General features: G+C 45.1%; 14 protein-coding genes. 5 read left to right on the plus strand and 9 right to left on the minus strand.

Features of this window, described 5'->3' with window-relative positions:
• Window positions 1–23 precede the first annotated feature (23 nt).
• The gene (locus tag ABIO93_RS04510; RefSeq protein ID WP_348064880.1) at window positions 24–1,316 is read left to right on the plus strand and encodes a pitrilysin family protein; all 1,293 of its coding nucleotides are present in this window, start codon (window positions 24–26) and stop codon (window positions 1,314–1,316) included.
• 138 nt (window positions 1,317–1,454) lie between these two features.
• On the plus strand, window positions 1,455–2,384 hold the full coding sequence (locus tag ABIO93_RS04515) for a glycosylase (protein ID WP_348064882.1): 930 nt from the start codon (window positions 1,455–1,457) through the stop codon (window positions 2,382–2,384).
• Here the strand turns inward: ABIO93_RS04515 and ABIO93_RS04520 are convergent.
• A complete protein-coding gene (locus ABIO93_RS04520; RefSeq protein WP_348064884.1) occupies window positions 2,357–3,604 on the minus strand; it encodes a pitrilysin family protein in 1,248 nt (415 codons plus the stop codon). The genes ABIO93_RS04515 and ABIO93_RS04520 overlap by 28 nt on opposite strands.
• 146 nt (window positions 3,605–3,750) lie before the next feature.
• On the opposite strand from ABIO93_RS04520, the gene ABIO93_RS04525 reads away from it, so the two are divergent.
• Window positions 3,751–4,869, plus strand: coding sequence for an ABC transporter substrate-binding protein (locus ABIO93_RS04525; protein WP_348064886.1), 1,119 nt, complete (start codon window positions 3,751–3,753; stop codon window positions 4,867–4,869).
• Between the two features lie 6 nt (window positions 4,870–4,875).
• Here ABIO93_RS04525 and ABIO93_RS04530 read toward each other — a convergent pair whose 3' ends face one another.
• From ABIO93_RS04530 to ABIO93_RS04540, 3 genes are all read right to left on the minus strand, one after another.
• Window positions 4,876–6,009, minus strand: coding sequence for an amidohydrolase family protein (locus tag ABIO93_RS04530; protein WP_348064888.1), 1,134 nt, complete (start codon window positions 6,007–6,009; stop codon window positions 4,876–4,878).
• Window positions 6,010–6,043: 34 nt separating this feature from the next.
• On the minus strand, window positions 6,044–6,550 hold the full coding sequence (ispF, locus tag ABIO93_RS04535) for a 2-C-methyl-D-erythritol 2,4-cyclodiphosphate synthase (RefSeq protein ID WP_348064890.1): 507 nt from the start codon (window positions 6,548–6,550) through the stop codon (window positions 6,044–6,046).
• A 74-nt stretch (window positions 6,551–6,624) separates the two neighbouring features.
• A complete protein-coding gene (locus ABIO93_RS04540; protein WP_348064892.1) occupies window positions 6,625–7,161 on the minus strand; it encodes a hypothetical protein in 537 nt (178 codons plus the stop codon).
• A gap of 255 nt (window positions 7,162–7,416) precedes the next feature.
• Between ABIO93_RS04540 and ABIO93_RS04545 the strand changes: the two genes are divergently transcribed.
• A complete protein-coding gene (locus ABIO93_RS04545; RefSeq protein WP_348064894.1) occupies window positions 7,417–7,887 on the plus strand; it encodes a DNA starvation/stationary phase protection protein in 471 nt (156 codons plus the stop codon).
• Between the two features lie 69 nt (window positions 7,888–7,956).
• Here ABIO93_RS04545 and ABIO93_RS04550 read toward each other — a convergent pair whose 3' ends face one another.
• Together ABIO93_RS04550 and ABIO93_RS04555 are read right to left on the minus strand one after the other, a co-directional pair.
• Window positions 7,957–8,415, minus strand: coding sequence for a hypothetical protein (locus tag ABIO93_RS04550; RefSeq protein ID WP_348064896.1), 459 nt, complete (start codon window positions 8,413–8,415; stop codon window positions 7,957–7,959).
• Window positions 8,416–8,427: 12 nt separating this feature from the next.
• Window positions 8,428–8,886, minus strand: a complete 459-nt coding sequence (locus tag ABIO93_RS04555) for a hypothetical protein (protein ID WP_348064898.1) — start codon at window positions 8,884–8,886, stop codon at window positions 8,428–8,430.
• A gap of 247 nt (window positions 8,887–9,133) precedes the next feature.
• Here ABIO93_RS04555 and ABIO93_RS04560 point away from each other — a divergent pair, with 247 nt between their 5' ends.
• Window positions 9,134–9,790: an HAD family phosphatase gene (locus tag ABIO93_RS04560; RefSeq protein ID WP_348064900.1), complete on the plus strand. Its 657-nt coding sequence runs from the start codon at window positions 9,134–9,136 to the stop codon at window positions 9,788–9,790.
• Window positions 9,791–9,797: 7 nt separating this feature from the next.
• Here the strand turns inward: ABIO93_RS04560 and ABIO93_RS04565 are convergent, their stop codons facing one another.
• The 3 genes from ABIO93_RS04565 to ABIO93_RS04575 all read right to left on the minus strand — a co-directional run.
• Window positions 9,798–11,453 carry a hypothetical protein gene (locus ABIO93_RS04565; RefSeq protein ID WP_348064902.1) on the minus strand — a complete coding sequence of 552 codons (1,656 nt, stop codon included), beginning with the start codon at window positions 11,451–11,453 and terminating at the stop codon, window positions 9,798–9,800.
• Window positions 11,450–12,670 carry a hypothetical protein gene (locus ABIO93_RS04570; protein WP_348064906.1) on the minus strand — a complete coding sequence of 407 codons (1,221 nt, stop codon included), beginning with the start codon at window positions 12,668–12,670 and terminating at the stop codon, window positions 11,450–11,452. The genes ABIO93_RS04565 and ABIO93_RS04570 overlap by 4 nt, the downstream gene beginning before the upstream one ends.
• 138 nt (window positions 12,671–12,808) lie before the next feature.
• Window positions 12,809–13,274 (minus strand): C40 family peptidase (locus ABIO93_RS04575; RefSeq protein WP_348064904.1); only part of this gene is annotated, 466 nt, incomplete at its 5' end.

Below are 13,274 nucleotides of genomic sequence, written 5' to 3' on the forward strand. Positions count from 1 at the left end.
TGTGTATTTTGTGTTCAAAAGGAATGAAGAGAAATAACGTGCGTAAACGGGGAAACCCAAAAACATCAACTCTTACACTTACAGAAGAATATCAGTTACATACGCTTGCCAACGGGATACGCATTGCACATAAGCAGGTGCCCTACACGCAAATCGCGCATTGTGGCATTATGCTCGACATCGGAAGCCGTGACGAATTACCGCATCAGCAGGGACTGGCTCATTTTTGGGAGCATATGGCCTTCAAGGGAACCGAAAGACGAAGTTCCTACCATATTATTAACCGGCTTGAAAATGTAGGCGGTGAATTGAATGCCTATACGACCAAAGAAAAAATATGCTTCCACGCGTCTGTACTCGATGATCACTTCGAGAAAGCGATGGATCTGCTGGCCGACATTACCTTTCATTCCGTTTTTCCTGATAAACAAATTGAAAGAGAAAGGAATGTGATCCTGGAAGAAATGTCCATGTATGTGGATTCCCCTGAGGACGCGATACAGGACGATTTTGATCAGCTCGTTTTTCCAGATCATGCATTGGGTAACAACATTTTAGGAACGGCGGAAACTGTTAATTCATTTGGCCGGGCAGAGCTGCACCAGTTTATCAATGACAATGTTGATACCGAACAAATCGTAGTCTCATCTGTAAGCCGACTGCCATTTTCCAAGGTAATCCGCATTGCTGAGAAGTATCTGGGTGATGTTCCGCACAAGAAAACGTCGCGTATCAGACAGGCACCTGCATTGTATTCGCCGCTGAAACAGCAAAAAGAGCGGTCGATGTCACAAGCGCAATGTGCAATGGGACAACCTGCCTATGCGCTTCTGGATGATCGCCGGTTACCCTTTTTTATGTTGGTCAATTTGTTGGGCGGGCCGGGAATGAACTCGCGTTTCAACCTCTCGCTGCGGGAAAAATATGGCTTTGTGTATTCCATTGAGGGAAATTATACGCCTTACCTGGATACCGGATTTATGGGTATTTTCTTTGGAACCGAACAAAAACAGCTGAACAAAAGCATTTCGCTGATCCACAAAGAATTGAAACGGGTGAGAGAAGTACCATTATCAGTTTTGCAACTCCATCAGACCAAAGTGCAGCTCATGGGGCAACTGGCAATGTCGGAGGAAAGCAATATGAGTTTTATGCTGATGATGGCGAAAAGCTTGCTCGATACTGGTAGGGTTGATACATTGCCCGAAATTTTTACAGAAATAGAGCAGATTACATCCAGCGAATTACAGGAAATAGCGATTGATATGTTCAATGAGCAGAATTTCAGTTACCTGACTTTCCTGCCGGAAGAATAAAGAGACTTTTACCAAGGATAAAGCCATTGCAATTGCGTAATGGCTTTTTTATTGGAAAATTGACTAGCCCTTTTGCTTGATAAGTTTGTAAGTAAATGGAGACTTTTGACATTGCCGTAGAAATGAAACGCTAATCCCATGAAAGAAAAATACCTGATCCTTTTCCTCATTTGTACTTTACTGGGCTGCAACACGGAGAAGCCAGCCGATGACGTCAATGAATTTCCGCAAGAACTTGTGAGTTTCAAATCCTACGAAGGTAACCCGGTGTTCGCGGGCGAAGGCGATTCTACGAAATGGGATGAGAAAATAAGAGAAAGAGGTTTTATTCTTCGGGAGGATAGCACCTACTATATGTGGTATACCGGCTACAAGGAGCGTACCGGGGACAGTATCAAATATCTGGGATTAGCCACTTCCGCTGACGGCATTAAATGGAACAGATCATCCGACAAACCAATTCACAGTTCACTTTGGGTAGAGGATGTGTGCGTGGTCAAGTCAGACAGTACCTATTATATGTTTGCGGAGAGTAGGGGCGATACTGCGCATTTGCTAACGTCCACCGACAGAGTTGAATGGACTGATAAAGGGGCATTGGATGTACGCCTGAAAAATGGGCAACCAATCGGAAAAGGCCCCTATGGTACGCCGGCAGTGTGGCATGAGGCCGGGATATGGTACCTCTTTTACGAACGGAATGACCTCGGAGTCTGGCTTGCGACTTCCAAAGATTTGAAAATATGGACCAATGTAGAGGATGAGCCGGTACTGAAAATGGGGCCGGAAAAATACGACCAGTTTGCCGTCGCTATGAACCAGGTCATAAAATACAATGGACTGTATTATGGCTACTACCACGCCTCAGCTTTCAAAGACTGGCGGGAATGGTCTACCAACGTGGCGGTTTCAAAGGACCTAATCCATTGGAAAAAATACGAAAAGAACCCGATTATCGGTCAGGACAAATCGAGTGGCATTGTGGTCAACGACGGATCGCAGTTCCGGCTGTACACGATGCATCCGGAAGTGAATGTATCTTACCCTTCTTTGGATTCAGCCCGGTAGTAGAGTGTCGATGCGTTTTCAGGCCTAAGGATGGCCCTGGCTGCTTTGTGAATGTCAGCAGAAGTGAGGCCCCGAATAATCTCGGCGTCGCTGTTTGCCCAATCCACATTACCCGCATTGGCAGCAAAAGCCAGGTTCATGGCGCGATTTAATAACTCTACTTCTGAAAAAGCAAGTGAAGCCTCAGACTGGTTTTTGACCTTTGTAACCTCTTCGTCGGTCGCTCCGTTTTCCGTAATTTCCTGCAATACTTCTTTGATAGCGTCGTCGGCATCTTCCAGTTTCACACCCGGGTTCAGGTTGCCTTTTACCACCAGCAAACCGGGATCGAGCGATGAAGTTACACTGGCGCTGATGCTGTTGAACAGTGATTTATCTTTCAATAACTTTTGATACAAACGCGATGACTTACCTCTTCCCAGAATATCGCCAAGCAAATCAGACGCATAAAAACCGTCCTCATATCTGCCGGGCATGTGGAAAACTTTGACAAGCGAATTCAATGGAACAGCCGCAGAAGTTTCCAAATGTCTTATTTCAGACTGTACCGGTTCTTTCGGGATATTCCGGACGTAAGCAGGGCCTGCTGGTATGCTGCCAAACCATTTGTCAGCAAGCTCCTGTATTTGTTCCAGCGTAACAGCTCCTGCAACAACCATTAAAGCATTATTGGGTCTGTAAAAACGAAAGAAGAAATCCTGCACATCAGTCATAGTAGCACGTTCAATATGCTCAATGTCCTTTCCGATAGTCGCCCAGCGGTAAGGATGCTTTTGATATGCGAGAGGCCTTAATTTAAGCCAGATGTCGCCATAAGGCTGGTTAAGGTAACGTTGTTTAAATTCTTCAATGACCACTTTTCGCTGCACTTCCAGCACATTGGGGTCAAAAGACAAGCTGAGCATACGATCTGATTCAAGCCAGAAAGCAGTTTCTACATTCTCCGCGGGTAATGTAATGTAGTAGTTGGTAATGTCCGGCGAGGTAAAAGCATTGTTTTCGCCGCCCACATTCTGCACCGGAATGTCGTAGCTCGGGATATTTTTCGAACCGCCGAACATCAGGTGTTCGAAGAGATGTGCAAAACCCGTTCTCTCCTCATCCTCATCTCTGGATCCTACATTATACAAAATATTAACCGCAGCCATCGGTGTTGAAAAATCTTCATGGACAAAAACTTTAAGTCCATTATCCAATGTAAACTGCTTGTAGCGAATCATATGATCAATCTTAGGAAGTAATAATTAACAATTTGACGTCAAAATAACGTTAGTGGTAGAAACCCATACATTAAAATTAGGGTTATAAACAAAGCTACTGTTCAGTTGGGATACCACCAAACCATTTTGAGTTAATAGTCTAAGCCATGCAAAATACGTTTCGATTTCTTTGTTTATTTATACTGTTGCCTGTTTTCTCTTCCACCTCGCGTGCCCAGCTGCTGAACGATCCCGCTTCTTTAAAAAATGTCCAGAATAGTCTTGACAAAATTTATAATTACGAGTTTGAAGAGGCGCAAACCATGATTGATCAGGTCGAAAAAAAATATCCCAATCACCCGGTTTCTTACATCCTCGACTCATTTATTCTTTTCTGGAAGTATCTGCCGATCAAGGACAACCCGGTGAAATCGAAGGAATATATTCATAAGCTGGATCAATGTCTGGAAGCGATCAATAAGAAATATGGTAAAAACAGCCTGGATCCTGAGGCAGTTTTTTATACTATGGTTGCGAGAGGCTATATGGCCATGATCTACAATTACCGCGGTGAGATGGTCAGTGCGGCCGGTGAGGGTAAAAAAGCATACAATGCATTCGTGGAGGGTTTGAAACTCATCAATAGAAATCCGGAGTTTTATTTCACTTCGGGCATGTATAACTACTATGTGGAAGTATACCCCGAAGAGCATCCGATCGTGAAACCGCTGCTGATGTTTTTCAAAAGCGGGGATAAGGCATTAGGGCTCAAACAGATTGATAATGCTACCAAAGTGGGTACGATCACCAAAGCGGAATCTTGTTTTTACATTTCCCACATTTACCTAAAATATGAAATGAAGCCGGAAAAGGCAGTTTTTTACATGGATAAACTGGTCAGTCTGTATCCCAGAAACCCGGTATATCTGATGAAGAACATTGAAGCTTTGCTGCTTTCGGGAAAGTACGAACTCGCAGAAAAAGAACTAGGCAACCTTAAAAAGATCAATACAGGTTTTTATCCGGCTGCCTGGCGGACTTTTCAGGGGATTTTGGAAGAAAAAAATAAAAAGAATGATACTGCTGCGCAAAAGGAGTATTTATTGGCATTAAAAACCCCTCACGACGACCAGTACACGAAGGAATACCATGCGCTGGCGTACGCTGGGCTAGCACGGATTTCCGGACGGGCTGGCAACAAATCAAAAGCAAAAGATTATTACAAAAAATGCCTTGGAAAAGCTGAATACCGCTCGGTAATCAAAGAAGCCAAGGCATTTAAGTGACTTTAACTATTTGGGAAACTGGCTTTTATCCAGTCCCGGAATGATTCTGAGTGCGTTTTTGTAGTACAGCTTTTTCAACACTTCATCAGACAAACCCATACCATACATTCGCCAGAATGCGTGGTATTTTTTGTGGTAAGGAAAGTACTCGTCTTCCGTTTCCAGCACACGGAAATAGGTAGCGTATTCTGATGGTACCCAGCTGTCTTTTCCGAATAAAACCCGGTCCTGGTATTTGTCAAAGAACTTTTTAGCTGTGCGCGGTTGCCTGCCAAGCTCAGCGATCACCGCACCGATCTCGACGTACATATTCGGGAATGCGATCATGAGGCTATCCAGCTTTTTGAGATTATTGGGATACCAGCCCATGTGTGCATTGATAAAGATTGTCTTTGGATTTTTACGGAAAATGTGGTGCTGCTCAGCAATGAGCGAATCAAATGGAATAGGATCATTGGCGCCACGCCGACGGCCGGGATGCGTTTTCAGTTCGAGCCAGCGCTCATTGTACCTGTCCATCGGGTCCCAGAATGATGGTACGTCGGCGGTATGGATCAAAACCGGTATTCCCAGCTCGCCACACTTCTGCCATACGGGCTGCAATCTCGGGTCGCTCACAGCGACGCGGTTCCCCTTATCATCCTTAATTCCGCTGAAACCAAGGCTCTTATAAATTTTCAATCCTTTCGCACCCATTTTTACGTCTTCTTCCAATTGCTTCACAGCCTTGCTAGTCCAATCGCTTTCGCCAAAACCTTTGAATTGAATATTGGTGAAAACGGCAATGCGTTTGGGTTGATTTTTGGCAACATTCTCCAATGATCCTTTCAATGTAGCAGTCCCTTCGCTCCATTCCTGCGACCAGCCGCGGCCACTCAAATTCACCATAATTCCCATGTTCAGGCTGTCCATTTGAGCAACCAAGGCTTTCAGGTCCTGGGTGGGCATTTGGTACTGATGATTGTGTACGTCAATGAATGGAAATTTGGCACGCTTTAATGGATGTTCTTCTACTTTGAGTGTTGAAATTGGATCATACTCTTCAAAGCCAAGTGGTTGAGTGATTTTCGAGGCATCTTGCGCGCAGGCGTTGAATGATATACTGGCCGTGATGGAAAGGAGGAGTACGAGTTTTTTCATGCAGAAAATGATCAGGAAAATTTAAATGGAACGTCTATTTTTGATTTCCTGAGAAATGCTCAGGTTTGTAAATCAGGGCAACACAATGCGCGGCAATTCCTTCCTCTCTTCCCACAAATCCCAAATGCTCAGAAGTAGTCGCTTTGATAGAAATGTCCTCCTCGGCCAGGGCTGTTACCTGGGCAAGGCAGGCTTTCATTGCAGGGATATGAGGGTTTAATTTTGGATTTTGTAGTATGATCGTCACATCTACATTTCCTACTTCATACCCTTTCTCCCTGATCATTTCAAGCACTTTGGCTAGCAAGACTTTGCTGTCGACACCTTTCCATTGCGGGTCTTTGTCGGAGAAATGGTATCCAATATTTCGGAGATTGGCTGCACCCAGGAGCGCATCGCAAATGACATGACACACTACATCAGCATCCGAGTGACCCTTTGCGCCATGTGTATGAGGGATCAATATACCGGCGAGCCAGAAAGGCCGGCCTTCTACCAATTGATGTACGTCGTAGCCTTGTCCTATTCGGAAGGGGAGCATTTAACTTTGTTATTGTGAATGTAAAAATGTAAGAGGATCAATTATCTAAGTTTTACTTTGAGCAGGTCAATTTCTCACTGCATGGAATCAAATCGCTTATCCACCCGGTCGAAACCATTCATCATGGCTTCAAAAAGATTACTGACACCTTCTTTGGTTGACATTTCACTTATTTTGTCCTTAATATCTAAGATATCATCCTTAATATCTCCAATATCACCCTTAGTGCCTCCAATTTCATCCTTTATACCGCCAATTTCATCCTTTATACCGCCAATATCATTCTTGATACCTCCAATATCATCCCTAATACCTCCAATTTCATCCTTAGTACCGCCAATTTCATCCTTAATACCTCCAAAATCATCCCTAATACCTCCAATATCATTAGAGTTTTTCCTGACAACCTGGATCAAAGTACTCATGTTTTCCTGAAGACTGCTCTGCCTGTCATTCAGCTTGATTTGGTTTTTTGCAAGTTCCAGCATGTTGTGGTCAAGGTTAAACATTCTTCCTTCCAGGCGCTGTTGACCATCATCCAGTCTGTCGAGACGCATGAGTGACTCGGCCATTAATTCTTCAAGATTGCTGATTCGTTCTTTCTCTTTCATTGCATAATGTGGTTAAACAAATATAATAAAACTTTCTATTGCTATACGGCGAAACTCCGCGGCGGTCACTCCTTAGCAGAATATATATTTTTCAATTTCACAATTCAGGCAGTTTAACCTTATCTTAATTCAGCAGGTGATAAAAAGGCTTATTTTTGATTGGTAACGCGGATTTTAGCAAACCTTTTTTGATAAAAGATTGGTTACGTATATAGTTTATATTGCACTCTTAAAAATTACTTTCTCTCAATTGTTATGAAAACAAACATCGGAATATCGGACAGCAATACGCAGGCTGTCGCTTTTCAGCTCAATAAGTTATTGGCCAATGAATTTGTGCTCTACACCAAAACACGTAATTATCACTGGAACATCGGCGGAATGCATTTCTTCGAACTACATAAGTTGTTTGAAGGACAATATGAGCAGCTGCAGGAGATCCTCGACGAGATTGCAGAACGCATCCGCGCCATAGGGCATTATTCTGAGGCAAGGTTGGTCGATATTCTAAAACTGACTGATCTTCTTGAACCTGAATATACCAACGATGAGAAAGTTCAGTTGAAAAACCTGTTGGATGACCACGAAACGATCATTAGAATCCTTCGTAACCTGATCACCGAATTTGCGGATAACTACAAAGACCTGGGTTCCAGCGACTACGTGACTGGCTTATTGCGTTCGCATGAGAAAATGGCCTGGATGCTGCGCGCGTTTTTGAAATAATGCGCTTAGAAACAGAAAAAGCCGGATAAATCAGAAGATTTGCCCGGCTTTTCCTGTTTCTAACGATCGCTATTTAAGCTGCTGATTTTGAATTTCCTGTTTCAGCCTAACAATCTCTTCCTGCTGACTGGCCGACTTGAAATACAGATACAGACCCGCGATCAGAAATATTTTGGAAAGAACAAATACCGCAATAAAAGCTGGGCGCCAGAATTTGTGGACCTTAATGTGGGTATCGTTGACTTCGACTTCCAAAAACTGTTTCGCGTCATTGCGAACCGTTTTGTCGAAAGTATGTTTTTGCTTTTTGTCAGCTCTTAGCTGAATAATTTCTCTTACTTCCGATGGCGGCGTCACGGACTCAATGTCGAAATACCTTCTGATACCATCTTCTACATCGACAAGCTGATTGGCAATTTCGCGATTGCCTGCCGCAAGCAGTTGTATGTGCTCTTGCTCCTCCTTATTCGCAAGTCCCAGTGCATATGATTCTAAAATCCCGGTTTGTGTAAAATCCTGTGTGTTCAAAGTGTGTTACGATTATGCGTTGCGATATGATTTGAAAAACTCATGAAAGGAGCGAAGCACTTCCGATTTGGATATATTCAGCCTCCCGGCAACCTCTTCCGGCGTGAAACCCTGCCGGAAAGCAAGGTCGAAAATGGCCTGAGGGGAAACGTCGGAGTTCGTTCCAAAATCGTCTCCTACCGGGGCCAGCGCCATTATTTTACGCTTGGCTTCCACTGCTTTGGCTCTTGCCAGCTTGATCACACAAACCGCAAAAGTGAATGGATAACTATTGCACGATTGCAACAGCGGCGACGAGAAAACGCTTACCAGAACTTCCTGAGCAAGATGGGGCTGCGGTATGATCTGTAAAATAATGCCATAGGCCATCGCTCCATACTGATCATATACTTCAAGAGAGGTGAGGGTGTTTTTTGTTTTAGTTAGGGGTTGGTGGTCAACTCCACTGCTAAATCGTTCCAATTCATTCATACACGACCATTAATTAAAACAAAATTTGGGGTTTGGATGTGGCAAAAGAAAAGTATCCATTTTTTCAAAATATAGAGATTCTTTCCTGCCAGGGTGTGAGTTATTATGGTAAATTTAATAGAATAACCTTAAAAATTGCCATCAGCAGTAAAAAAATGCTCCCTTCTTGCTACTTCGTCGGCATAATGTGTCCTGAATAGTCTCAAAGCATTTTTTTGCCTATGCGGCTATTGTTTAACTTTGAGCCATGAAAGAAAAAATTGCAGTGATTTTTGACATGGATGGCGTGATTTGCCATACCAATCCTTTCCACTCAAAGGCATTTCGCGCTTTTTTTTCAAAGCGTGACCTGGCCCCTACGGATGAAGAATTTGCGCAGCATATGTATGGAAAAAGCAATAGCTACATACTCAGCTATTTTTTACAAAGAACTATAGATGGAGAGGAGCTTTTGCAAATGGAAGACGAAAAAGAAAGCTTGTTCCGGCGGATCTATGAACCTTACATTGAGCCTATTGAGGGCATAGTGGCGTTTATGCAAGACTTGAAATCCAATGGCGCTGACTTGGGAGTGGCCACATCAGCCCCGCGTGCTAACCTCGAACTGATATTGAGCAAAGTCCTTATCAGACCCATTCTAAGGTCGATACTGGCGAGTGAGAATGTGAAAAAACATAAGCCCGATCCAGAGGTATACCTGACTTCTGCATTCAATCTGGGCGTTACTCCTGACCAATGTGTGGTTTTTGAAGATTCTTTCTCGGGTGTTTCAGCCGCATTGAATGCAGGAATGCGGGTAGTAGGGGTGCTGAGCTCGCATACCATCGAAGAACTGCCTCCCTGCAATCTGTACATTGAAAATTACAGGGAGATGTCCTTCGAAAAAATAAAAGCTTTATTCTAAGGCAATATCAGAGCGTGGTCGGGTCAGTGACTTTGGCATCAAAAACACCGGTGAGCACTTTCTCGTTGCGTTTTACCTGCAAGAAGATCCGGTACCGGCCGTCTTTCGGGAATGAGTAGGGAAATGAAATGCGGTTGCCATGTTCCATACCCATCATTCCCGCTGCATTTGTTTCGTACATACCCATTTCGGTCATCAGAAATTGCTCTCTTTCGAGTACCGGCATGGCATTCAACCGGGCCAGATGTTTGTCGATACTATCTCTGAAAATAGCGGGAGCGGGTCTTTTGGCGATTTTAGCGGTATCTGAGATCCTGTTTTTGAAAGTTTGTTCCGCTGCCATGGCGAATGTGCCTGTCGGATGTAAGTGAATGTAAACGGAACCATCGGAGCGCACCACCGCTACGTGCCCGGTCATGCCGAGGTAAGGTTCTGGAATGCAGGGTGTTCCGTCGGGATTGAAAATTTCGAAATTGAGCAGATAGGGCTTTCCCGCTTCCAACGGACGGTCGGGTTTTCCTTCCCATACAGCATAGGAGCCGTCCTTGAACACAGTTTTGGTGCCGGGCTTGCCACAAATGACAACATTCTCGTCCATAGGTATTTTCCCCGGTGCGTCCATCGGGTCGGTGACTACATAAGTATCTTCATATGCAGTGACTTTCAGGTTTTCGGATTTTCCATGCTGTGCCGGAATTTCCAGCGTATCGACAATCGTTTCGGCAAAACCTGAATGTTGGACAATGTCGGAGTAAACAAGGTATTTTCCGGCCGGTAATTTGGGGAGGTAGGCTTCAAAAGTAAGGCTATCCTTGCGTTCCGGGTGAATGTGGGCAAACGCGTCCAACCCGGGTGTGCGTACCAGAAACGTATGCATGATCTTGCCGTGATCAGGAATCAGCAGGCTCAGCATGCTGCCTTTGCGTTGCTTGCGCCAGCTGGTCGTATCGATTTTTAATTGAAAAATATATTGACTTTCTTCTTTTAAAATCGCTGCATGGCCCTTCATCGGTTTGTAAAGCCATTCTTTATATTCGGATGCCCAGCTGTCCCACCAGCTGCTTCCGCCGTACAGGATCAGTGAACATACTACGGTTGCTATGCCCATATTGAGCCATTTTTTTCGTTTTTGGCTGGCATTAAGAACTTCGCCGGGCCTCAAAATTCCATCGCTCACACTGGCTCCGATCGTGGTGATCATGAGCAGAAAAAGCAGGACGCCAAATATGCTGAGCCCAATTCCCAGCTCCCTGGGCATGGCGCGTTCAGCGGTGGAGACGGCGATAATGGGTACGATCAATTCCCCTTTTCCTTTGTCACCTTCGATCTGGATCTGGGCGCTGGATGAACCCCATTCCATTAGCCACACAAAACCACTGAACTGTCCCGGCTTGCCTGGTACCTGTGCGAGTGCGTCGGGCGTAGGGGCACCTTTATCTCCTGAATAAAAATAAATGGGCCGCGCCACCACTTTGTTGGCGTCGCCACTTTCAATGAAAACCGTGATCTGGGCTGTTCCGGGAATAACATCGGGCGGCTGTACGCTCACCATGACCTTGTATGGTCCGGCCTGTCCCTGCATCTGAACGCCCGAACTTCCTACGTGTGCCTGTGAGATCTTTCCGACCAACATCAGGAGCATGATTAATAATATTTTTTTCATCGTTGAATTTTGTTCATCCAGTTGCCCCAGGCAAGGCCAACGCGTGTTGAAATGAATGTGGCCAGCAATGCGATCCCCAATCCTTTTAGTAGAACTGGTGTGCTCTCGACCATCCATGGGCCAAATTTGTAGCGATACTCCCAGCCAGGACTATTGCCAAAATACCAGTAATGACTGCCAAAAAACCAGTTACGTGCGTAAGGTGATTCCATCAGAAAGCCACCGAAAAACCATTGAACAATAAAGAAGACGCTCAGGAATGCTATGGCCAGGATCGGGGTCATTTTCCAGTCATTAAAATGCCCGTAACGGTGACGAAGGTAATCCACCACGATCGCGGGGATGATCAGCAGTAACGGGAACTGAAATCCCTGATAATGGTCAATGTGGTTCAGGATCGGCCCTAATTTCGGTTCTGCCGGGAACAATGGGATGATCCAGAGTGTGGTGAGCATGAGCAATGTGTAAACGGCAGTTACCGCTGTGGTCGCCCATTTGTGTGACACTGCTTTACCCACCGCCATTAGTAAAATTGGAAAAGCAGCGCCCGCGAAAATATAAAAACTGGAACGGTGAACCCGCATACGTCCCAGTTCTTCGGAGATTAAGGTATACCAGATCGTCAGCAGAAATCCTGCGGACAATGCAAATAGCCAGAATAGTGTTTTGTCCAATGTCTTTTTTTTAATAAAATGGGTACTTGCGAAACCACGGATCTGGTTTTTGATAGCCACAACACTGATCATGGCCCCAAACTGGATTCCGATGATGCCGAGGATCAGTACGGTATGAGGAGGAGATAGAATGGTGACGTCGAGCCCGTAAGTACTATGCCACCAGTCATCGAAAGGTGCAGAAGTAAGCATGGATAATGCGCCCCATACACAGAACAATGATCCTAGCGAGCTGTAAAAGAACCCCCAGATCTTAACGCTCCGGCTCTTTTCAAGGGAATTACCCCAAAACGTTTTACGTAAAATTTCATATCCTGAAAAAAGCCCCGCCACAACAGCGCCAAGATATATGACCAAATGGGGTGGTGATAGCAACCCGTCGCGGCCTATGCTCATGTGCCAGCAAATATCCCAGATAAGGCCCGTGATCACGCAAAATGAGGCGAAAACCGTAGCGAAAATGTAAACCGGAATACCGGGATTGCCCTGTAACGGCAGAACACTTCCGCTGGTCGGCGGGGGAGGGCTTATTGTCGTTTCCATCATGTTGAGAAAGGATTAATATTTCAATATACTGCCGATAATGCAAATCAGACAATCAATGTAAGCAAAACCCTTATGATGTATACTTGAAAATCTTCAAATGCAGCGGTCCTGCCAATGTTTCAGCAGGAAATAGCATTAAAACGGACGCATCGCTTTCACGAACCTGCCTTTGAAATAGGTAGAAAATAAGTTGTCCTCCCTCACACCGCGCGAAGTGGACGCGTGAATGAAGATGATTTCCTGCTGGCTCCTGACGTCCGTTACAATACCAGCATGCGACACATACCCTTCTTTGCCGGCTTCGGGAACGAAGAAAAGCCAGTCGCCGACGCGGATTTCTTCCAATTTGCCCACTTCCTGACCATATTCCGACTGCTGCCACGAAATACGAGGAACCTTGACACCAATTTCGGAGTATACCGAGCAAATCAGCCCGGAGCAATCGATTCCGTTTTTATCATTTCCTCCCGAGCGGTATGGCGTGCCGGTGTAGGTGCGCGCGACTTGTACTACTTCCGGAGGTTCGGCGGTAGATGAATTTCCTGGCCTCGAATAGGTTGGTTTTGTGCTTGGGGTAGGTTTCCGGACGGGTGTCCTGGCC

The sequence above is a fragment of the Dyadobacter sp. genome, from assembly GCF_039919315.1.
In the GTDB taxonomy this organism is placed as follows: domain Bacteria; phylum Bacteroidota; class Bacteroidia; order Cytophagales; family Spirosomataceae; genus Dyadobacter.